The organism is Aeromicrobium sp. P2_G6 (genome assembly GCF_056403535.1).
Map to the genome: position 1 here is coordinate 455250 of NZ_JBFUFH010000003.1, position 21406 is coordinate 476655.

Sequence of the window (21406 nt, forward strand, 5' to 3'; positions counted from 1 at the left end):
TGTGGCTGCTTGCTCTGTCATACGAATCCTCCGGCTGCTTCAAGAATCTGGGGCTGGGAAGCCAACGACGGTTGGTTGACCTCGGCGACGATGGCGCCCTCGTTGACGACGAGAACTCGATCGCTCAGAATGGCGATCTCCTCAATGTCAGAGCTGACGACGAGGACTGCTGCGCCCCCGTCTGCCTGGGCGCGGATCAAGCGGTGAATCTCCAGACGTGCCCCAACGTCAACACCACGGGAGGGTTCCTGGAGGACCAAAATGTCGGGTTCCGTGGCCAGTCGGCTGGCGAGCATGGCCTTCTGCTGATTTCCACCGGACAAGTCGCCGACCGGCTGTCCGAGCGTGCGCGAGCGCAGGAGCACTTGATCGGCCAAGCGTGCAGCGAGTGATCGTTCCGCCCTGCCGCGCACGATTCGCAGCCTGCTTAGTCGTTTCAGCACCAGCAAGGTCATCGCCTGGCCGACCGGCGTGCTCAACACCAGACCCTGAGACTTGCGTTCCGCGGGTACGTGCGCGATGTCTAGCAACCGAGCGGCGCGGGGCGAACGCATCTGCGTGATCGAGGTCTCGCCGACAGTGGCCACCATGGTCGCGTCCGGATGAAGACCGCCGAGGATCTCCGCGACACCTTCCGCGCCTGAACCACGGACGCCGTACAGGCCCAGGACTTCGCCACGGCGCAGGTCCAGGTCAACATTGCGAACCTTCGGATTCGTCTGTTTCGACATCTTCCGAACCGTCAGCGCGAGAGGGCCGGGCGTCCCGATGGCACGCGCGACGCTGTCGACCTCCTCCACGACTCGGCCCAGCATCGCGTCGATGACCTCGCGGGGTGTGCAGTCAGCCACCGCCGACGACTGCACCTGCACTCCGTTGCGGAGGATGTGGACGCTGTCGCAGGCCCTGAACACCTCGTCGATGCGATGGGAGATGTACAGGATCGCTGTCCCGGTCTTGGCCAGTCGAGCCATCTGCGACAGCAACAACTCGCTGTCGTGCGCTGACAGCGCCGCTGTCGGCTCATCCAGGACGATGACACGCGATCGCCTCGCGAACGCCTTGACGATCTCGACCATCTGCTGTTGGGCAATCGGAAGCGACACCATCTCAGCGGACAGATCGAGGTCCAGCCCCACCCGTTCGCAGTCCCGGGCCGCCAGATGGCGGATCGCGCGTGGCGACGTCAAGAATCCCCGCGAAGGCCAACGGCCCAGACAGATGTTCTCGGCCACGGTCAGTCGGGGAACGTACAACAGCTCCTGCGGAATGAACCCGATGCCCTCGCCCAGCGCCTCTCTCGGGCTGCTAACCGACACGACTTGACCATCGACCAAGACTGTGCCGCTGTCCGCCTTCGAGGCTCCTGCGAGGATCTTTGCCAGCGTGGATTTGCCGGCTCCGTTCTCACCCAAGATGGCGGCGGTCTCCCCCGCAGCGACCGTGAACGAAACACCCTGCAGCACGGCGTGGCGGCCATACGACTTCGTGATGTCGCGTACCTCGAGTCCTCGAGAAGACTTGAACGCTGGTTCCACGGGGCCGCTCCTCGGGCATGCGACCAGAGATGCATCAGCGCGGTGACAACGTGCGCGGGCTGCGTCCGACGGTCGTGTTGAAGTTGGTCAAGTGAATGAATCATCTGTTCTAATCCGATGAGTGTCAACAGGTTCGGCCGGCATCGACGCATTTTGTAACTCAGCATCATGAGGCTGTTGACCATATGACTAAGTCGGTCGTACGATCACGTCCGATTGACTTGCTGGCAGCGAGTAGTAGCCGGCGAGCACGACCACGGCGCAGCGCGGTTCGCGCTGGGCGGACTTCTACCGATGGGGATGTTGACGCCGCATGACGGATGAACTGGATCACTACCGCGCCGGGTCCGGAGAGCCATTGGTGCTGTTGCACGGCGCCGATGAGTCCTGGCACAGCTGGCAGCCGGTACTAGAGGACCTGGCACGCGACTTCGAGGTGCATGCCCTGACCTTCCCAGGGCATCTTGACTCCCCTCCGCTCGACGGACCGGTATCCATCGCTGTGTTCGCTGACGCTGTTGAGGCCTACCTGGACAGCGTCGGCTTCCCGAAGGCGCACATCGCCGGCGTCTCGTTGGGCGGGATGGTGACCGTGGAACTCGTCCGACGGGGACGGGCGCTGTCTGGGGTGGACTTCTCGGGACCGGTGGCCTTTCGCAGCGAGAAGGAGGTCAGGAGGCTTCTGCGGCTGCTCAATCTCAACAACGCGATGCTGTCCGTCCCTGGACTCATCTCGCTCTGCCGAAGGAGCGCACGGATTCGCGGCAGGGTCTTTGCCCTGTCGATGGCGCACTCGGAACGTATGACCACCGCCGAGTTCGACAAGCTTCTGGAGGGTGCGCTGCACGGCGACATCGCTGCGCCGTACATCAAGAGCCTTCAGTTCGGCAACAGGGCTGCGCCACTCGACCCCGGCGATGTTCCCGTTTGCGTGGCATGGGGTGATAAGGACTGGCTCGTTCCCCTCGCAGGGTACGGTGCACCGACCAGCGAGCTGGTCGCCGGGGCTCGGCTCGTGGTGCTGACCGATTCGGGGCACATCCCCACGTGGGACTCCCCTGCGCAAGTCGTCGACATCATCAAGAACACGACTGCGCGCGCCGTCGGTCGCAGGTGAGCCGTCAGCTCGAGGAGGCGGTCGAAGCACCCTCGACCACGGAGTGCGCATACGCTCGCACCATCGCCATGGCGGTCGCAGACTCGGCTGCGAAACGTTCCTGGTCCTGGTGGCCGTTCCAAGCGATGGTCAGGCCGTCACTGATGGCCATGATGAAGCGGCTGAGTGGAATCGCGGCAGCATCCTCGTCCGGGCTGGCTGCGGAGGCGCGAAGAGCAGCCTCGATGTTGTCGACGAAGAGGTCGTTGACCGATCCGGAATACGGGGAATCTCCCCTCCGCAGCGCCCACTGGTAGAGGTCGTACTGGGCAATCGCGTAGTCCGGGTTCTGCTGCATCCACTCGAGGATAAGTCTGAGCACCTGTGCGGCGCTCTCCGCGAGCGACAGCCCCGACGCCTCCATGGAGCGCAAGGGCCCGGAGGCGAACTCGTCCCGAAAGCGAGCCCACACGGCCCAGAACAGCTGCTCCTTGGTGTGGAAGCAGTAGTGCAACGACGCGAGTGGCGCGTCGGCCTCTTCCGCAATACGACGTGTGGTGGCATCGCCGATGCCGCCGTTGGCGATGACGCGTACGGCCGCATCGATGAACTCGATACGGCGTTGATCCGCTGACTTGCGCGACATCGGGGCCGCCCTTCTGGTCATGAACGGCACACTACACAGCCGCGCGCACGTCGACGTGCGGACAAGCTGCGAGACGTCACGTCATATGGTCATTTGAGCCAGTCGTTTGATATGATCAGTCATACTACTCGTTTGGCGCACCAGCCGTTCAGTGGGGACAAAATGATTCGTGGCGATGCCGAGACAACGGGTCGTGGCAGTGCTAGGCGCATGACCGGCCGCAATGGCGCGTTCGCCGACTCGCCTTCACATTTCGAGACGAGGGTGAAAGCAGTGGAGGTAGCGGGCCGCATCGAGCGGAGGCTGAGAAGCATGACGTCCCCGGAGATCCGAGCGGCAATCGCGAACGGCGCCCGAACGGTCGTCGTGCCCTGCGGGGCTGTGGAACAGCACGGACCCCACCTCCCTCTGTCGGTGGATGCCGATCATGCCGGCGAGCTCGCGGTGCGGTTGGCGGAGCGCCTTGATGCCCTGGTGGCCCCCACGATCGAGGTGGGGTGCTCCGAGCACCACATGTCGTTCCCAGGAACCCTCTCCATCAGGCCAAGCACGCTTGCCGCCGTGTACACCGATTTATGTATGAGTCTCGCGCGGCACGGATTCACCCGATTGCTCATCTTTTCGGCCCACATGGGCAACTACGAGGCCCTCGCTGACATGGAGGATGCCTTGATTGCCAAGGTTCCACCGGGCGTCGATGTTGTCGTTTTCACGGACCGCGCTCTCTTGCTTGACACCTGGCGGTCTGTTACTGATCAGTACTGCGGCGGCGGCGAGCTGGTCGGCGGGCATGCCGACATCGCCGAGACGTCGATCATGATGGCCATCGACGGCGCATCGATTCGCGAAAGCTCGATTGCCCCCGGGTGGGTGGGGGCTCCGACTCCGCAGAGCCTGGCCCGTGTGTTCGCGGAGGGCGTGCAGGCGCTCAGCGGGAACGGTGTCCTGGGGGACCCCCGCGGAGCATCGGTCGAGCTGGGCGAGCTATGCATCGATGCGGTCGCGGACATCCTCGAGGAACGCTTCCGTGACCCGGCATGGCCGGACCGGCGAATCGGTCGTCAGTAGTTCCACCCACTCAGGCATGGCGCATCCCCGCAGCCACCAAGGAAAGGAAGTGACACGCATGCATGTCGTCGATCGAGATGAACGCGTCTATCGTGCATTCGACGCCGCGAATCGGGAGAGGTTCAAGGCCTTGGTGACTCCCGAACTCATCGCCGAGCACCAACGCGGTCCTCGCGCCATCAAGTCGGATGACCTCCTCCGCATCCTTGATTACTTTCGCCGTGGTCCGGTCGCGGGAAAGTACGTCGCGATTGTCGAGGAGCCGTTCGCGCGATGGCGGATCGGCGTGCTGAGCGGCGTGAAGGGACAGCCCATCGAGGTGGATGAGAGTGAAGACTTCCACTCGGAGCCAGACGTCCAGCACGCCATCTTCCTGCGTCGCCTCAGGGACATGGGGGCGCTGTCATGACTCGCGCTAAGCAGCCTCAGCTCCTCTCCTATGCAAGCAGCCTGTCGGTTGCGCCGGGCGAATCCATCGACTTCAAGGTCAGCAGCACCGTCCCGGGAGAGTTTCAGGCCAGCCTGGTCCGGCTCATCCATGGTGACCGCAACCCGATCGGTCCTGGGTTCAAAGAGGAGCCCGTGCAGTCGTCGTTCGAGGGCAGCTATCCGGCTCGCTTCCAAGACGTGGACCCGGGCTCGCTGGTGACGGTCGACGATGCAGGACGCCTCGCGGTCGACTCCGCGTTCACGCTGCACGCGTTCATCTCGCCGACCACGCCGGACAACGATGGTCAGATGCTCATGGGCAGGTACGATCTTGCCGCCGATGTGGGCTATGCCTTAGAGGTAGGCAGCGACGGCGTCGCTCTGAGACTGGGATCGGGCGAAGGGCCGGCCTGGCGACTCGCGTCGAATGTTCCCCTCTACCAGCGTTGCTGGTACTCGGTCTTCGCGACGTTCGATCCTCGTTCGGGTCGTGCGACAGTGTCGGTCCGTTCTGCGGTGACGGCAACGAACTCACTGCTGGGCCCGATCGTCGACATCTCCGGCGACTGCGACGTCGAGGGCCGTTTTGAGGGACGACTGGCGCACGGCAATGTGTCGTTCACCATCGGGGCGGCGGCGAACGGCCCGCGGTTCGACAGCCACTACAACGGGAAGGTCGAGCGGCCGACGGTGTGGGGACGGATCCTGACAGAGAATGAACAGGCCTCGATCGTGACACCCGACTCTGTCGTGCCCCGCACGCGGTTGCTGGCGGCCTGGGACTTCGGAGCGAACATCACGCACGTCGGTGTTCCCTCCGACGAGGTGATCGATCGCGGGCCGCTCGGACTCAACGGGATGTGCGTCAACGGGCCTGCCCGCGGGATGACCGGCCAGACGTGGGACAGCCGACATGACTCGTTCGTCAACGTCCCGTCTCAGTACGGCGCCATCCATTTCCATGACGACGATCTCGAGGACTGCGGGTGGGATACCGACATCAGCTGGAGGGTGCCGGATGACCTGGCCAGCGGGACCTACGGCTTGAGAATCACGCAAGGTGACGCGATCGACCGATTGCCGATCTTTGTCATACCCCCGCGCGGAACCTCGACGGCCGACGTCGTGCTGGTTATCGCCACGGCCAGCTATTTGGCGTACGCGAACGAGCACATGTCTCCCGACGCCGCCATAGCGCAGACGGTCTTCGGTGCGACGCCGACGCTGGGCGCCGAGGATCTCCATCTCCACGAGCACCGTGAGCTGGGGCTCTCGTGCTACGACGGCCACAACGATGGCAGCGGGGTCCATTTCTCGTCCTCGCGCAGGCCGATCTTGAACCTTCGTCCGGACCAGCGGTTCTCAGCCGGCGGACCATGGCAATTCCCGGCCGACCTGCACATCGTCGACTGGCTCGACAGCCAGGGCATCGCGTTCGACGTCGTGACCGATCTCGAGGTGCACCAGGAAGGTGCCGAGCTATTGGGGCGCTACAAGGTCGCGCTGACCGGGACGCACCCGGAGTACGTCACTCCCGAGATGATGGAAGGCTGGGAGACGTATCTCCAGACCGGCGGCCGCGCCTTGTACCTGGGCGGCGACGGCTTTTACTGGGTGACCAACTGGCACCCGCAGAAGCCATGGCTGATCGAGATCCGCCGGGGCAACGCCGGCGTCCGCGCCTGGCAGAGCGAACCGGGCGAGCTACATCTGCAGACGTCAGGAGAGAAGAGCGGACTGTGGGCAGACCGGAAGCGCTCGCCTCACAAGCTAGTCGGGACAGGCTTCGCCACGCAGGGACTGGACTACTCGTCCTACTTCACCCAGTCGGAAGATGCCCGGGACCCCAAGGCTGCCTGGATCTTCGAGGGTGTGGCGTCTGAAGAGAAAATCGGCGACTTCGGCCTCGACGGTGGCGGAGCAGCGGGGTTCGAGCTGGACAGGTACGACCTGAATCGGGGCACACCTCCGGAGACCTTGTTGCTGGCTTACAGCACCGGCTTGTCTGATAACTACCCTCGCGTGCCGGAAGAAATCTTCGACACCCTGGGATTCATGGGCGCGACGATGGACTATCAGAACCGAGGCGACATCGTGTTCTTCCCGACCAAGCAGGGGGGTGCCATGTTCTCGACCAGCTCCATCGCCTGGGCAGGAGCGCTGTCGCATGACGACTACGAAAACAACGTCTCCCGCATAACCGGGAACGTCATCAAGCGGTTCCTCGATCCGGCACCCTTCGAGTAGCAGGCGCGCACGCGTCACGGCGGTGTCACCGCTGTCCCACTGTTCGGATGATGACCACGTCAGGTCGACGTCGGCCGCTTGTTCGGACGGCGAGGGCATTCGCGCGGGAACAACGCCGTCGGTTGACCGCCCGGGCGCCGAAGGACTGTTAGCTCCTCGGTGCCCGGGTCGGTGAACGCCTGGCCAGTACGCTGCGCGTGACGCCAGCGCCAGACGTGCTTGCGGCCTCAGGCGTTGCTGCTGACGACCCTCCCAATGAGCAGGTCGAGTGCCTGCTGCGTCTCGGGTGCCGGCATCGAAACGGCCGTTCTTCAGCCGATGGCGCGGCCGCGTCGCACGGTCAGGATCCGCAAGACAGCCCACGCCACGATCACCTTCCGAGACCGGCGGAAGGGCCACCGTCCGAGCCTGCAGCGCGCTGTTGCCATGATTGACCATGGGGATTCACGCGCTTCCAGTTCGCCGACAGGCGGCCCACTGGACCTCGTTTTGCGTCGCCGATTTGCTACTGTCGCATTTCGACCTCAGCAGGCCCGTCGTCTGGTGCGCCTGCCCACAGGTGTGGAGATGCTGGACGACGACGAGCCCCCGCCAACCAGGGCTGACGGGGGCGGGTCGCGAAAGAAGCGCTAGTTGAACGGCGCGGGATCCAGGAACCGTTTGATCACGTTGCCGGTGATCCGGGAGACGTTGTTCCTGTAGTCGTTGTGCGATAGCCCGCCGGCCCAGGCGATGGAGCTGACGGAGAAGACAGCGCCGCCCCCCTTTGTCGGGTAGAAGACGATGTCACCCCGGTTCTGGTAGTCCATCGTGGCGCCCATATAGGGGAGGGTGTCGGGTATCTCCTCGGGGACATGTGGGTAGTTATCCGAGAGCCCCTCGCTGTATGCCAGCAGCATGGCCTCCGGGGGCGTGCCTAGGGTGAGGTCATACCGATCGAGCTCGTAACCTGCAGACCCGCCACCGTCGAGGCCGAAGTCGCCGATCTTCTCGTGGGGCTTCACTCCCTCGAAGATGAACGAAGCCAAGGGATGATGCGCGTCCTCGGACTGTCTGAAGTAGGAGGAGTAGTCCAAGCCCTGCGTGGCGAAGCCGACGCCGACGAGCTTCTGCGGCGGACGTCTCCGGTCCCGCCACAGACCGCTCTTCTCTCCGGAGGTCTGCAGATACAGTTCACCAGGATCGCCCTGCCAGGCGCGAATGCCTGCGTTGCCGCGCCGCACCTCGATGAGCCATGGCTTGTCAGGGTGCCAGTTGGTCACCCAGTAAAAGCCGTTGGCGCCCAGATACAGCGCTCGTCCACCAGCGGCCAGGTAGGTTTCCCAAGCCTCCATCATCGGCCCCGTCACATACTCGGGATGCGATCCCGTGAGGACCACCTGGTACCGGCTTAGGAGGTCGGCTCCCTCTTGGTGGACCTCTAGGTCGGTTACTACGTCATAAACGATCCCCTGACTGTCCAACCAGTCGATGATGTGGAGGTCCGCGGGGAACTGCCACGGCCCGCCGGCGGAGAATCGCTTGTCCGGCCGGAGGTTGATCAGGGGCCGCCGCGAGGACGACAGGTGCACGCCGCTGCCGTCGCTGTGCGCGTCGTAGCAGGACAGCCCCAGTTCACGATGCTCGTGCATGTAGAGGTCCTCAGGACCGAGCGTCGGTGTCGTGCCGAAGATCGACTGGGCGATCGCGCCGTCAGGCGACATGTGCTCGTTGGCGTAGGCCAGGTAGCTGGCCGTCGCGACGACGAAGACGACATCGGCCGTGGCCCGACCCCTCGGGGGAAGGACAAAGACCGGCAGCCGGTCGACCTCGTCGCCCTGGGTCAGCTTGAGGCCGTACGTGCCACTGGGTAGGTCGTCCGGCACGGTCCAGGTGATGTCGGTCTCCCACCCACAATCCTCGAGGTCGTCGTCGTGGAAGTGGATGGCGCCGTACTGCGTGGGCGCGTGCACAAAGCGGTCGTCCTCGCTGGTCCAGGTCCGCCCCGTCATGGCGCGGGCGGGGCCGTTGACGCAGACCCCGCCCAGACCGAGCGGTCCCTGGTCGACAACGTCATCGGAGGGGATGCCCTGGCGAGTGATGTTGGCCGCGAACTCCCACATCGCGAGCAGGCCGGACAGCGGCGGGACGCCATCAGGCTTGGCAATCTCGGCGTGCTCCGCCTCCGACAGGACACGTCCCCAGATGGCGGGTCGTTCGATCTTGCCGTTGTAGTGCCGCTCGAACCGCTTCGCACTCGTCGCGGCAGCCATCGTGAACGGAACCTGGGGGTGGATAATGTCGCTCGGCGCCCGGCCTTCGACCGCAGCGGCGCCAGACACGTCGACGATCGACCCGACCAGCGAGTTGGTGCTGGTGACGACAGAGTGGACCGACACCGTGGCACGACGCGACTTCGGGTCGTACGTCGCGAGCACCGAGTACCAGCACTTGTTGTACAGCGCCTCGCCCGAAGCCAGGCGCCACGACGTGCCGTCTCCGAGGCCCAGGCGCAGAGCGACGCCATCGGCACCGATCTCCAAGGCGTATCCCGACTCGCTTTCGAGGTCGTACCGTCCGAGGATGACCTGGCCGTCGGTCTCGGGAAGAGTGGGCGCGATGAAGACGTGCAGGCTGAAGGCCGAGTCCACGGCGAGAGCGCCGGCGTCGTCCACCCTGACGAACGAGCCCGCATCGACGTCTTGGAACCTCGCGGGATAAGAGCCGGCGAAGGAGGACTCCACGGGAGTCTCCTTGAACCCCGGGCCGATCGGGTTGCGGTCGCCGTGGATGAGTCGCACTAGTTCGGCCTCGAACGCACCGGGCACGGTGCTGCTGACCTTGAACTCGATGGGCTCACCGGGAGCCACCGAGAGGCTGCTGGCATATGAGAGAATCTGGGGCTGCTTGGCGCGTGTCATTCGATGGCTCCGATGTCCTTGAGTCGGCGAACGAAGATGGCGTGCTGCACGTCTTGCTCGGTGTAGAAGTCCTCGTCCTCCAGCACCTGGATGGGTTCTCCGCGTACGCCGCTCAGGACTCCGATGCGCCAGCGCGCGAAGGGCTCCTCGACTACGGCAACGTACTTGCCCGCGATCGGCCCGCGGCGCAAGTAGGCCAGGATGCGGTGGAGGTCGTCCGACTTCACGGCGCGGGGGCCCGCCTTGTGCTCGGCGATGAGCTCAGGCGTGACCAGGCTTCGGAATCGCTCGCGCTGAGCGGCGTCGAATGCGAGGTACACACGTGCGTCTCGATCGATGACCGGCATGCGTCTCACTTGTCCTCTCGGGTGGGTCTTGGCGAAGGCTCGGAACGTGGTGAATGACGCGAACGGGTCGTCGCCCTCGCGGCATAAGCGGGATGGTCTTGACGTATGCAATCACAAAACCCGCTATTGGTCTATTATATAATCCAATCCTGGCGGGCTCATGAGTTGTGCCGAGAAGGGCACGCGGGCATGTGCCTCGGTTTACCCGCCCCGAACCGCCCCCGAGGAGTGTCGCTATGCAGATCGCCTTCGCGCGGTGTCCTAGGTCGTCGAGCACCAGCCACGGCTCCTCAGCCACGAAGACGACTCCGGTTGGAGGCAAGCGCGCGAACTCGACGACGTTCAACGCCATGAACCCGGAGCGGTGCACCCAGCCACTCACCCGGCTCAGAGCCGTCAGAATTATCACCGAATCTGGTGATCGTCGAGATCATTGCGAGAGACCTGCCGCTCGCCGGACGTTCGGGCGACGTGAGGCGGAGCCGCAGATGACAGGCACCCCATCCCTCTTCACGCCCGAGTTCCATGTCCGGTGACAGGCCGGTGGACCAGTTCCCACCGCAACCCGCCGCGGATCCGCTGGACCGCGGTTCAGTGAGGTCCGTCTTCAAACACAACCCTCATTTCACGGGACATGAGGTATCAGAATTGCTGATCGGGAAACCGTCCGCCGTTCACCTGGCGCGCCTGCGTGACCAAAGGTCCCTGCTGGGATTCCGCGTCGCAAGGGTCGGGTACATCTATCCCGCGTTCCAGTTCGAAGTGCCTCGCCGCAGGATCGATCCGCGTGTTGCGAAGATCAACCAGCTGCTGCTCAGCCGGGTCACGCCCGATGCGGCCGCCCTGTGGTGGTGGAGCACTGGTCCCAGTGAGACGAGCCCGGCCGCGCTGCTCCAGGGTCGTGGGTCGAACCCCGTCCTGAGCCTCGCGCTCGAGTTCGTGGGCGGAGGGGGCAAGTGAGCATCGAGACGCTTCTCGCAACCGCGTGCGTGTGAACCAACAAGCGAGCGCCCGTTACCGCGAGGACCCGTCTCATGACTGAACCCATCAAGCCCAGCTGGGGTGGTTCTTGGGCGGGCCGAACGCCTTATCACTCGCTCACGTACGCCTATTCGAGACGGGCAGCGGGACAGCCTTCCAGAGGCGCGCGCAGCGGTGGGCCGCGATCTCTGCCCGCTCAGCACACCTCAGACGCTGCTCATCGTTAGGTGCGCGAGCCAACCGCAGAGTCTCGGCGTCATGCGGTGTGATCGTAGAAGCCCTGCTTGGTCAGGAGGCCGGCGTCGACCATGCGGTCCAGCAGCGGGGGCGGGGAGTACAGCGGTTCCTTGAACTCGTCGTACATCGACTGGCCGACAACTCCTCGGTGCACACGAAGGCTTCTGGAACCCCACTGCACAGGTCGTCAAGCACAACCAGATCCGCTGTGACCGTGGCCGCTCAAATGTCCGCAACCTCAGGAGTTGGGCTGTGACGCCTGGATGACATGGCTCCTGCGAGCGACACAGATGCGAGACCGAGGAGGCACCCGATCAGCAGCGAGACGGCGACGTCGAAGGCGACCCAGCCGTAGGTCGTGGAGAGCACACCTCCAAAGGCGCCCGTGCCGGCCGTCGACACATCTCCTAGCGACTCCACGGAGTCGCTGCCACCTCCACCAGGCGCCCACCCGTCCATCCCCGTCGCGATCCACCAGAACAGGGCGGAGGCAAACGCACCGAAGATGCCGGGTACGAAGTACCAATCGCCGGCAGCGGACGCCAGGACGACCAGAAGCGCGAGGCCCGAGGCCACAAGAGCGAGGACCCAGAAGTCGGGCAGTCCCCCAGACGCGTCAAGGACAACGAACAGGATCAGAGCTCCAACGCAGCCGACAACCGAAGCGATCGCAACGCGAACAGCAGCACGCCGGTCACCCCCTGCAGCGAAGAACATGGCCCACGAAACGAATGCTGCGGGAAGAACGGCGTGGAGCGAGTCAGGCAGGCCGAGCCCGTTCCCCAGGTCACCTGCCGCAGACCAGTGGAAGGTGAAATTCGCTGCCACTTCGATCCAGAGGACGCTGAATGCGGCCACGGAGATTGCTAGTGGGACTGCTGCCTTGAGACGTTCGTTCATCGGATGCTCCCTTGATGGGTTGAAGGGTCGTTGGTCGTCGGGCCTGATGACCCGTTCTTGCGAATGAGGAGGCGGGTGATCCGTTGCCACCTCATTCCCAGGTCCAGAGCCATGTCCCGCCCGCACGCTCCACGATCGGTTTGAGGATGTGGTTCTCGTAGACGTCGAAGCTGTCCCATCCGTCGGCGGGGGCAGCGGCGAGCACCGCCTGGACCAGTTCGGCCGGGACCTGCTCCCGTTCGATGCCGTTGGCCCTCAAGGTGCGCTCGAGATGGTTTCGGAATCGCCAGTCGACGGGAGGGACCACCTTGTTGCTGGGGTGGTCCAGTGCCGATTCGAGCGAGACGAATCGCACGCCGGACTGTTCAAACGCGGTGAGAATGTCGTCGAGGCAGTCGGCGCCGATGGGCGAGCAGTGGATCAGCCAGATGTACGGGATGTCGTGACCGTACAAAGTGCGCGCGGCGGCCGAATGGCTGCGCAAGTTGAACACCGCCGCATCCACGTACGCCCGCCGCAACATCTCCAACGCTTCGCGATCGCCCGTGAGGTGCGCCCGAAAGTACGGAGCGATCCAGGCGAAGTCACCGAACCATGCTGTGATCGGGGCATGCGTGTAGTTGGCCTCCCGGAGATAGTCCTCAACAGCGCCCCGCTTCTGCTCGCTCGGTCCGCTCATGTCCATCGCGTAGCGGAACAGGCGCGAGGGCGCTAGATCCAGCAGGTCACCGAGCTCGTCCTCGGCCCGCTTGATGTCGTCGATGTATTGAGATCCCTCGACCCAGTTCAACGATGCGTGCAGGTGCGTGTGATTGCCCAGGTTGTGCCCTGCCTCGACCCAGTCGTGCAGGACTTCGCGCAGACCGGGATCTTGGGCAAACGGATAGGTGTGCGCAAACCCGTAGACACCAGGCACGTGGTGCGCCGCGAAGGTCTCGGTGAACGTGGCGGCGATCGACTGGGGTGTGTACCCCTGCGGAATGGGTGAACCGTCCCAGAGGACAAGCTCGTCGACGGTGATAGCGACTTCGATCGTGCCGAGGTCCGAAATGGGGTCCATGATGTTCTCCTCTTTGATGAAATCAATGACTGGCGGTGATGCCGCCGTCGACCGCGAGAGTCGTTCCGGTGACATAGCGACCGGCTGGCGAGCACAGGTAAAGAACCGCCGCCGCCAGGTCGTCGGGCTCACCAACTCGACCGAGGGGAATTCCGTCCTCGATCCGCTGCCGGGCGTCCGCGTCACTCAGGACGAAGTCGGTCATGTCACTGCGGAAGGCGCCGGGCGCAACCGTGTTCACCGTGACGTTCCTCTTGGCCAGCTGGACTGCCAGGTGCCGGGTAAGCATGTGCACGCCGGCTTTGCTGGCGCTGTATGAGAAATTGTCGAACTCGGGGACCCGAATTCCATCGACCGATCCGATCGTGACGACGCGCGCTGGGTCGGATGCCTCCGCCGCCGCCGTCAAGTGCGGCAGCAACGCCGTTGTGAGCTCGAAGACCGAAACCAGGTTGGTACCGAGAACCTTGTCCCATCCCTTGCGGGGAAATGACTCAAGCGGCGCACCCCACGTCACCCCGGCGTTGTTGACCAGAGCGTGAAGTCCATCAGCAGCAAAGTCCGCGACCGCTTCGGTGATCGCGACGATGCCTTCGGGAGTTGTCACGTCGGCTGCGACATAGTGACAACGCCCCAGCGCCTCGAGGTCGACACTGGCCTCGCGAACGCGGTGCTCGTCGCGGGCGGTGATGAGGACCTCCGCCCCCGCGGCCAGGAATCCTTCGGCGATCATTCGGCCAAGGCCGCGGGAGCCCCCCGTCACAACGACGCGGCGTCCGCGGACCGAAAAGAGGTCATTACCTGGCTGGATCATGGCGAACGCAGCTACCTTCTAGTGAGGGGACGTGATGGCTGACACATACTGTCGCCACACTCCCCCGGCCCCGAAAGCAGCGGCACACCCACTTTGTAGTGGTGGTACAGCACACCAATTCGAGCCGTAAGGTATCGATCGTGGATCGACACGCATCGCAAGCGGCGGAAGTTTTCGTGGCATGGCTGGTCAGCGACGAGTCCGACGTCGTCCGGTCAATGTTCGATGCGGTCGCTGCAGCCACCCCGGAGGTGCTGAGCGCGGGACACGCAGATGAGGAGCGGCTGCTGTCCGCACTGAACTCTCACGTACCCCTGATCAAGGACGTCGTGCTCGAGGGATCGCTGGACCCCGACATCACGCTCCCGAGCGCAGCAGATCACTGGGCCCGGCATCTGGCAGACGTACGTATAGATCTTTCGGTGCTGATTCTGGCCTACGACGCCGCCGGAACCATGGTGTTGCAGTCCTTCGCATCGTGGATGCGAAACGGCCCCGGTCTCCTGCCCGATGATCAGCGCGCGGACGCTCTCGAGGTCGCCATGGAGCGAATTTTTCGCTACCTTCGCGCCGCCGGAGCGCGTGCGGCCGCCGCGTACGCACACCAGGCCGAACAAATCCGGCGTCGCGAGGAAGGCGACATTCAGGACACCGTCGATGCTCTGCTCGAGGGCACTTTGGGGGAAGCTGAGGCCGAGCGACGTCTGGGGCTCCGCCTGGGCGTGCAACACATCGGCATCATTGTGTGGGGTGATCTGAGCAACCCCCTCGACCTCCACCGAGTCGTTTCTCGGCTGCGGCACCTCACGCACGCATGGCAACAGGTAGTCGTGCCGCGAGGAGGAAGGGCGCTACATGCGTGGCTCACCGTCAGCACCATCAATCTCGGCGAAATTCGGCCTGCGCTGCAGCTCCCGGATGGGGTGCACGTAGCGTTTGGCACTCCTCGTTCCGGTGTGGATGGCTTCCGCGCAACGCACCGGGAAGCTTTGGAAGCTCGAAGGCTTGCCTACCTCGCAGGGCCCGGAAATGTGACCAGCTTCGACGACGTGGCAGTCCTGTCGATGACCAGCGCGGACGTGGACACGGCTCGAGAGTTCGTGCGCCAGCACCTGGGGCCACTTGTGGAGCCCGAGAATGCCGAACTACTGACGACAGTTTCGGTTTGGCTGGATGAGTTGGGCAGCCCTACTCGGGCTGCGAAGAGGTTGACCCTACACACCAACAGTGTTGTCAAGCGTCTCGATCGTGCAGGCCGTCTTCGGCGTCGGCCGCTTGACCCGAGTGACTTCGCACTTCGACTTGCAACACACCTCGCGCCCCACGTCACAGGTTGACCAGCTCGCTGATCGCACCTGAGTCGTGGTGCCTCAGTTGTTTCCCACGAGAGCACGCATCGCATGTCCCCAGCGACGAGAGCGTCAGGGACCTCGAGGGTGGCGCCCGTCCCGCCGGCACCTGTTCTGTAGTTCAGGCCACTCAGGGTCAGACGGCGATTAATGAGACTGACTCGGCCACGGCAACAGGCCGGTCTTCTCCCTCTCGTTGAAATGATTGCTGGTTTCGGAACTCCACGCCCCGCGCTGTCTGCGTGACGGACAGAACCGTCATGGACATTCGCACTCGGTTCCCGGTGGGCAAGAGGGCGGGGAACCGAATCTTGTCGTAGCCGTAGTTCAGAGCGTGGGTGAAGCCGTCGAAGGACATCAGCTGATAGCTGAAGGCCGGCCCCAGGGAGAGGGTGTACAAGCCGTGAGCAATCGTCGTACCAAGCGGGCTTGCGGCTGCACGCTCAGGATCGACGTGAATCCACTGCCGATCGCCGGTAGCGTCCGCGAAGGCGTCGATACCAGCTTGAGTGACGGCGTGCCAAGGGGTCGGCCCCAGCGTCTGGCCGACAAGGTCCTCAAGATCTTTGAGCGAGGCAGGGGTGAGCGGGTACACCGAGTTGCGATTCATCTGATGTTCTCCTTGATCTTTGAACGGATAAGTGCACATAGGTTTGTGCGCGAATACGCGCGGAGGCACCCAGCGAACCTTAGGCAGTCCCGCGCCGGGTTGTCGGCTCGACATGAAGAGCGGCGAATGAGTGAGGACGAAAGGCGACGGTTCAGCCCATTCGAATCACGGGGGATCAGCGCAACTTGACGACCAGCTTGCCCACGTGGCCTCCGGCGAACGACGACACGAAGGTCCCCGGTAGCAGGGCGAACCCCTCAACGATGGTCTCCAGTGGAAGCACGTTTCCGCTGGAGACGAGCGGCATCAGCCGGTCCTCGATCGCCTTCGCACGCGGGAAATGGTCCACGGCGATGAGTCCCTCCGTACGGATTCGTTTGGTCAGCAAGAGGCCGAAGTTTCGGGGCCCCTGGGGTCTCGTCTCCATGTTGTAGCCGTCGATCAACCCGCACAGCACCATGCGTGCGTGATTGTTCAAGCGATCGATCACCGCCTCCATCACTGGTCCGCCCACGTTCTCGAAATTGACGTCGATGCCCTCAGGCGTCGCGTCAGCTAGTTGGTCGAGCCAGTCCTTCGCGCGGTAATCGACGACCGCATCGAGCCCGAGCCTCTCCCTCAACAGCCTTCCTTTGGCGGGCCCCCCGGCGATGCCGACCACTCTCGCCCCTGTCGTCTTCGCCAGCTGCGCCGCCACCGATCCAACGGCTCCACCAGCGGCAGACACCACGACCGTGTCGCCGGCGCTTGACCGGGCGATTTCCATCATGCCCACCCACGCGGTGAGGCCGGTCATGCCGAGCACCCCAAGCCTGTGACTCAGCGACATCCCGGGACGCTCGCCAACGACTTCCCACTCGGCCGGCTCATCGACAACGAGCCACTTCTGCCAACCAACGAACCCACGCACCACCTGGCCTGGCGTGAAGCCGGCGAGCCGGGACTCAACAACCCGGGCCAAGCCAATGGCCCGAACCGGTTCGCCGATGGCGACAGGCGGCAGGTAACTCGGACGATCATCAAGCCAGCCACGGATGGCTGGGTCCAACGAGATCCACAACGTCTGGAGCAACATCGTGCCGGGGCGCGTGATCGCTTCCTCAACGACGTCCAGCGCAAAGTGGTCAAGCTGCACTTGACCCTTCGGACGGCGTGTCAGGACGAAGCGTTGAGACAAGGGCATCGCGTCTCCGTTTGCGTGCGGACGAACAGCGGACGTCCGTCATCGTCGCCCGGAGACCGGCGATGGGTCGAGGTGGTCAGGCACCATCATCCGGTGGTGCCTCGCCGCCTTTCTGGTCGCGCATCGCTGACCTAACGTCGGACGGTGTCCGCACCCCTATCGCCAGAGGCCGTGATGTCCGAGTCCGCTACGCCCGCTCCCGCCCCCCGCACACTCACGTCAGCCTTCCGCGACACGGTGGCTCGGATGGCTGATCAGCCCGCGCTCAGAAGCAGCGACGGACGTGTCGACCTCACCTGGGCCGAGTACGCTGCCATAGCCGACCGGATCGCTGCCGGCCTCGCTCATCTTGGCGTGGGTCGCGGTGACACCGTGGCGCTCCTGATCGGGAACCGACCGGAGTGGCAGCTGACAGACACCGGAGTGCTCGTCGCGGGGGCTACCCCCTTCTCGCTCTACACGAGTGCTCCCGCCGAGCAGAACGCCGACCTGCTCGCGCGTTCCGGCGCGAAAGTGATGGTCGCCGACGCCGAGCTCCTGGAGGGGCTGACGCCGCCCGAAGGGGTCCACATCGTGGAAGTGGGTGGCCCCGGGGTCGACCGCACGAGCTTCGAACAGCTGCAGACGATGGGCGATTCTGGATACTGCCCCCCGCCGGTGGAGCCGGACGATCTCGCGACGCTGATCTTCACATCTGGGACGACCGGGCCCCCCAAAGGGGTGGAGCTGACGCACGCATCGATTTTGTTCATGGTGGACGTGTTCGACTCCGTCCAGCCGCTGCGGGGTGGACGGACCGTGTCGTACCTCCCCCATGCCCACGTCGTCGACCGGATCGTCGGCCACTATTTCGGCATTGTTGGCGGATCCAGCGTCACGACCGTGGATCGACCGGCGGCAATCTTCGATGAGCTTCCCGGCGTCCGTCCGACGCTCTTCACGTCGGTGCCGCGGATCTGGCAACGACTGCACGCTGGCATTGTCGCTGAAATCCGGGGGCGATCCGAGAAAGAGAGCGCGAACATCCTGGGCGCCATCGCCGAAGCTCAGGATGCCGTCGAGATGCGGCTGAAGGACGAGCCTGTACCGAAGGAATTGTCGGCTCGAGTGGTTGAAGCTGACCGACGCTGGTTCGGCCCCTTGCGGCGGTCGGTCGGGCTCGACGAGGTCGGCTGGTTCATCACCGGTTCAGCCCCCCTTCCTCGTGCGACTCACATCTTCTTCGCCGCCATCGGCATGCCCCTGCACGACCTCTGGGGTTTGAGCGAAACGGTGGCCGTCGCGACGATGAGCGTTCCAGGCGACCACCACATCGGCACTGTGGGTTGCGCCGTGCCGGGCACGGAAGTACGTCTTGCCGAAGACCGCGAAGTCTTGATCCGTGGGCCTCACCTGGCCCGAGGCTATAAGGACGACCCCGAAGCCACTGCTCGCGCCTTCGACGTCGACGGCTGGTTCCACTCCGGCGACATCGGGGAATGGCGGGGCGATCAGCTCGCCATTGTCGACCGCAAGAAGGAAATCATGATCAGCGCCGGCGGTGAGAACATGTCGCCGGCACGAATCGAGAGCGTTATCGCCGATGTGTCGCCGCTGATCGCCAGCGTCGTCATTGTCGGAGATGGGCGCGCCTTCAACGTGGCACTCATCGTGCCAGACTTCGTCGAGGTCGCCGAGAGTCTGGGCGTCAATGGTCCGCCCGAGGTCGTGGTCGAAGACCCACTCGTCATGTCGACTTTCGCTCATGTGGTTGACACAGCGAACGAGCGCCTTTCGCGCGCCGAGCGCGTTCGGCGACACGTACTGCTCACCGCCCCATGGTCGACTGAACGTGGAGAGGTGACTCCGACACTGAAGTTGCGCCGCAAGGTCGTCGAGTCGAATCACGCGGAAGCGATCAACCAGCTATACGTCGCCGCGCCAGAGAACGCGACGGATGGCCCTCAACAGGAGTCTTCAAGCCCTGCGAGGTTGGCCTCATCGGATGCGTGGTGACGGCTGGCGGACTTGACGAGTCGTCGACAAAGATCCCCCTTGCCGGCGGTCGTGGGATCAGGCTGGCAAGCACGCGCTTCTTGGCCACGTCACGTCGCCAGCAGCCGCGGACACCGCCACGCTGGCGGCAACTTTCCTGCACGTAAACGTGACTGGACTTAGTGGGAACGGCCGACCAAGTTATCAATTGCGGCTCTTAAATGCCTCTCACTCCTAGCGGCGATCCCGACCACAATCAGGCACGTTCGACAGCTCAGCGGGGGATCCAGATTGACATTACCTGTGAAAAGTGTCGGCCACGTAGGCGCAAACAACCCGCACGCGGTGGAAGCTTGACCAAGTTGGCGAGCATGAATGACACCGCCTAGGACCCACTCCGCCCCGTGCCCCTTCTGCACGAGGCGCCGGCTCGTCGAGGTTGGGAACCAGTCGAAATGCCCCTCTCGGCTGAGCTACCGCCTCAAGATTCATCGCGTCACCGCAGCTCGAGCAGGCAACTGTCAACGCCATTGGTGTGCTCGACACGACGACTACTCAGTTGCGACGGATGCGCGCTGACGTTCGCGAGTTCGAAGCCGAGCACGAGCTGATGTACCTGTACTCGCTTGCTCTGCTGGCGGACCAGCGGGGTCGCCAGCTGGTGGGCCGACTTCCGACAAGGTCGACATTGACGAGGACCGAGACTTGGCCGAGTTGCTTGATTCGGCCCACGATCAGTTGATCGCGCAGACCACCGGACTGGAGCCATTCGTCGTGCTCGAGTTCGTCAGCGAAGTCGGCGCTGTGTGCCGGGGGGGCGACGCTATGACCACGGCCATTGAGCAACTGCGTGTCGCCTTTCACCTAGCTCTTCAGCATCTGGATTCTTCAACTCCAACGGCCAACGGCAGGCGGCTGAGTGGCCACTCAACTGAAGAATCCGAAGATGAAGGATCAAGGCGACCGAGTCCACCACTTGGCGCCCCAAGCCTGACCCACACCTTCGACCTCCTCACTCATGCTTGGAGACTCTCACCGCAAGTGACGCGCGGTTGAGTTTTTGCCTTTCATTTCAGGTGCATTCGTGTCGCAGGACCCATTGATTTCGCCCTGCGGGTGCGCCAGAGGTACATGGGAATCGACGCTTGCGCGGGTTCAAACTCCCCCAGCGATCGTTGATCGTTCGGGCGAGTTGGTCGCCCGACCCGAGACTGCCACCTTTGGGCGGCCGCAACTCGGAGACCCCGACGGGGTAGCGAGTCGAGTTCGTCCTGCAATCGGTCCTTCGCCTTCTCGTACTGCTTACGTGCCGTTGTCCTCAGGCTCGATGCCGCCCAGATGCGAACGCTGCCGACGGTCGGACACAGCGGCTTTGGCGGCATGCCCGGGAAGCGGCACCACCAGTTCACATACGTGGACAGCTGGCCGTGTGCGTCGGCGGGAGCTTCTTGCCTTTGCGTTCCAGACGCCGCCGTTGCATTCTGGCGGTGTTGGCCTCGGTGCAATCTTCGCAGCGACATCCATAATTTGTGTATCCCGAGCCAGAGCCACCGTGACTGACGGGATTTCCGGCGGGACTGAAAATGACTTCGAAGACACCGCATTTGGAGTCGGCGCACGAACGCGCCGTGGCGACGCTGTCGGCGATCAGGCCGTCCAGTCGACGGGGAGTCGGTGTGACGTCGCGGAGGGCTTCAAGTCCGCGGACCACGGCCAAGAGCGGGAGCAACGCCGGACGCACCGATCCTCCGTGCTCCGCACCACGGGCGAACTCTTCCGCCGCATTTTATCCAGGCGCGCTTGACGTCGCACATGAGCCCTAGCTGACCGTGATCTTCATCGACACGCTGGACGACGGGCCGCTAGCAGCATCGGTCGGGAAGAAAACGGCGCGGATGTAGTGGGTCCCGGCTGAGCTCGGCAACCAGATGCCCCTGGTGCCGCTGTTGGCTGGACTGAGCGTCGTCGCAAGAGTCGTCAACCCCTCACGGTTACTGATCGTTCCTGTTGGTTGCGGCTGATACGTG

Annotated in this window: 17 protein-coding genes; 7 read left to right on the forward strand and 10 right to left on the reverse strand. The window is 63.9% G+C overall.

Annotation, left to right across the window (positions count from 1 at the left end):
* Window positions 1-17 precede the first annotated feature (17 nt).
* Window positions 18-1538, reverse strand: coding sequence for a sugar ABC transporter ATP-binding protein (locus AC1DVU_RS13155; RefSeq protein ID WP_476922893.1), 1521 nt, complete (start codon window positions 1536-1538; stop codon window positions 18-20).
* 361 nt (window positions 1539-1899) lie between these two features.
* Here AC1DVU_RS13155 and AC1DVU_RS13160 point away from each other — a divergent pair, with 361 nt between their 5' ends.
* Window positions 1900-2655: an alpha/beta fold hydrolase gene (locus AC1DVU_RS13160; protein ID WP_476922894.1), complete on the forward strand. Its 756-nt coding sequence runs from the start codon at window positions 1900-1902 to the stop codon at window positions 2653-2655.
* Window positions 2656-2659: 4 nt separating this feature from the next.
* Here AC1DVU_RS13160 and AC1DVU_RS13165 read toward each other — a convergent pair whose 3' ends face one another.
* Window positions 2660-3301, reverse strand: coding sequence for a TetR/AcrR family transcriptional regulator (locus AC1DVU_RS13165; RefSeq protein WP_476922895.1), 642 nt, complete (start codon window positions 3299-3301; stop codon window positions 2660-2662).
* A gap of 189 nt (window positions 3302-3490) precedes the next feature.
* Here AC1DVU_RS13165 and AC1DVU_RS13170 point away from each other — a divergent pair, with 189 nt between their 5' ends.
* Genes AC1DVU_RS13170 through AC1DVU_RS13180 form a run of 3 tightly spaced genes read left to right on the forward strand, consistent with a single transcriptional unit; the run spans window position 3491 to window position 7024 of the window.
* Window positions 3491-4348 carry a creatininase family protein gene (locus AC1DVU_RS13170; protein ID WP_476922896.1) on the forward strand — a complete coding sequence of 286 codons (858 nt, stop codon included), beginning with the start codon at window positions 3491-3493 and terminating at the stop codon, window positions 4346-4348.
* Window positions 4349-4364: 16 nt separating this feature from the next.
* Window positions 4365-4757, forward strand: coding sequence for a N,N-dimethylformamidase alpha subunit family protein (locus AC1DVU_RS13175; RefSeq protein ID WP_476922897.1), 393 nt, complete (start codon window positions 4365-4367; stop codon window positions 4755-4757).
* Entirely contained in the window at window positions 4754-7024 is a 2271-nt protein-coding gene (locus tag AC1DVU_RS13180) for a N,N-dimethylformamidase beta subunit family domain-containing protein (RefSeq protein WP_476922898.1), read from the forward strand. Before AC1DVU_RS13175 ends, AC1DVU_RS13180 begins: the two co-directional genes overlap by 4 nt.
* Before the next feature lie 629 nt (window positions 7025-7653).
* On the opposite strand, the gene AC1DVU_RS13185 is transcribed toward AC1DVU_RS13180, so the two are convergent.
* Complete coding sequence (locus AC1DVU_RS13185; protein WP_476922899.1) at window positions 7654-9924, reverse strand: N,N-dimethylformamidase beta subunit family domain-containing protein; 2271 nt, start codon at window positions 9922-9924, stop codon at window positions 7654-7656.
* Window positions 9921-10271: a N,N-dimethylformamidase alpha subunit family protein gene (locus AC1DVU_RS13190; RefSeq protein ID WP_476922900.1), complete on the reverse strand. Its 351-nt coding sequence runs from the start codon at window positions 10269-10271 to the stop codon at window positions 9921-9923. Before AC1DVU_RS13190 ends, AC1DVU_RS13185 begins: the two co-directional genes overlap by 4 nt.
* Before the next feature lie 762 nt (window positions 10272-11033).
* Between AC1DVU_RS13190 and AC1DVU_RS13195 the strand changes: the two genes are divergently transcribed.
* Complete coding sequence (locus AC1DVU_RS13195) at window positions 11034-11231, forward strand: hypothetical protein (protein WP_476922901.1); 198 nt, start codon at window positions 11034-11036, stop codon at window positions 11229-11231.
* A gap of 277 nt (window positions 11232-11508) precedes the next feature.
* Here the strand turns inward: AC1DVU_RS13195 and AC1DVU_RS13200 are convergent, their stop codons facing one another.
* From AC1DVU_RS13200 to AC1DVU_RS13215, 4 genes are all read right to left on the reverse strand, one after another.
* A complete protein-coding gene (locus AC1DVU_RS13200; protein WP_476922902.1) occupies window positions 11509-11643 on the reverse strand; it encodes a hypothetical protein in 135 nt (44 codons plus the stop codon).
* Between the two features lie 68 nt (window positions 11644-11711).
* A complete protein-coding gene (locus AC1DVU_RS13205) occupies window positions 11712-12389 on the reverse strand; it encodes a DUF1097 family protein (RefSeq protein WP_476922903.1) in 678 nt (225 codons plus the stop codon).
* A 91-nt stretch (window positions 12390-12480) separates the two neighbouring features.
* On the reverse strand, window positions 12481-13581 hold the full coding sequence (locus tag AC1DVU_RS13210; RefSeq protein ID WP_476922904.1) for a polysaccharide deacetylase family protein: 1101 nt from the start codon (window positions 13579-13581) through the stop codon (window positions 12481-12483).
* Window positions 13472-14263, reverse strand: a complete 792-nt coding sequence (locus AC1DVU_RS13215; RefSeq protein WP_476922905.1) for an SDR family oxidoreductase — start codon at window positions 14261-14263, stop codon at window positions 13472-13474. The genes AC1DVU_RS13210 and AC1DVU_RS13215 overlap by 110 nt, the downstream gene beginning before the upstream one ends.
* 140 nt (window positions 14264-14403) lie before the next feature.
* Between AC1DVU_RS13215 and AC1DVU_RS13220 the strand changes: the two genes are divergently transcribed.
* Window positions 14404-15600 (forward strand): PucR family transcriptional regulator, encoded by a 1197-nt coding sequence (locus tag AC1DVU_RS13220; protein WP_476922906.1) that lies wholly within the window; start codon window positions 14404-14406, stop codon window positions 15598-15600.
* 148 nt (window positions 15601-15748) lie between these two features.
* Here AC1DVU_RS13220 and AC1DVU_RS13225 read toward each other — a convergent pair whose 3' ends face one another.
* Window positions 15749-16222 carry a MaoC family dehydratase gene (locus AC1DVU_RS13225; protein WP_476922907.1) on the reverse strand — a complete coding sequence of 158 codons (474 nt, stop codon included), beginning with the start codon at window positions 16220-16222 and terminating at the stop codon, window positions 15749-15751.
* 175 nt (window positions 16223-16397) lie between these two features.
* Window positions 16398-17405, reverse strand: a complete 1008-nt coding sequence (locus AC1DVU_RS13230) for an NADP-dependent oxidoreductase (protein WP_476922908.1) — start codon at window positions 17403-17405, stop codon at window positions 16398-16400.
* A gap of 174 nt (window positions 17406-17579) precedes the next feature.
* On the opposite strand from AC1DVU_RS13230, the gene AC1DVU_RS13235 reads away from it, so the two are divergent.
* Window positions 17580-19400: an AMP-dependent synthetase/ligase gene (locus tag AC1DVU_RS13235; protein WP_476922930.1), complete on the forward strand. Its 1821-nt coding sequence runs from the start codon at window positions 17580-17582 to the stop codon at window positions 19398-19400.
* The last annotated feature ends 2006 nt before the right edge of the window (window positions 19401-21406 follow it).

What these genes read in the sequence shown, in the direction of transcription:
- AC1DVU_RS13165 (WP_476922895.1), bottom strand. Translation starts at nt 3,301, where the DNA reads ATGACCAGAAGGGCGGCCCCGATGTCGCGCAAGTCAGCGGATCAACGC.
- AC1DVU_RS13170 (WP_476922896.1), top strand. Translation starts at nt 3,491, where the DNA reads ATGACCGGCCGCAATGGCGCGTTCGCCGACTCGCCTTCACATTTCGAG.
- AC1DVU_RS13175 (WP_476922897.1), top strand. Translation starts at nt 4,365, where the DNA reads ATGGCGCATCCCCGCAGCCACCAAGGAAAGGAAGTGACACGCATGCAT.
- AC1DVU_RS13180 (WP_476922898.1), top strand. Translation starts at nt 4,754, where the DNA reads ATGACTCGCGCTAAGCAGCCTCAGCTCCTCTCCTATGCAAGCAGCCTG.
- AC1DVU_RS13185 (WP_476922899.1), bottom strand. Translation starts at nt 9,924, where the DNA reads ATGACACGCGCCAAGCAGCCCCAGATTCTCTCATATGCCAGCAGCCTC.
- AC1DVU_RS13190 (WP_476922900.1), bottom strand. Translation starts at nt 10,271, where the DNA reads ATGCCGGTCATCGATCGAGACGCACGTGTGTACCTCGCATTCGACGCC.
- AC1DVU_RS13205 (WP_476922903.1), bottom strand. Translation starts at nt 12,389, where the DNA reads ATGAACGAACGTCTCAAGGCAGCAGTCCCACTAGCAATCTCCGTGGCC.
- AC1DVU_RS13215 (WP_476922905.1), bottom strand. Translation starts at nt 14,263, where the DNA reads ATGATCCAGCCAGGTAATGACCTCTTTTCGGTCCGCGGACGCCGCGTC.
- AC1DVU_RS13225 (WP_476922907.1), bottom strand. Translation starts at nt 16,222, where the DNA reads ATGAATCGCAACTCGGTGTACCCGCTCACCCCTGCCTCGCTCAAAGAT.
- AC1DVU_RS13230 (WP_476922908.1), bottom strand. Translation starts at nt 17,405, where the DNA reads ATGCCCTTGTCTCAACGCTTCGTCCTGACACGCCGTCCGAAGGGTCAA.
- AC1DVU_RS13235 (WP_476922930.1), top strand. Translation starts at nt 17,580, where the DNA reads ATGTCCGAGTCCGCTACGCCCGCTCCCGCCCCCCGCACACTCACGTCA.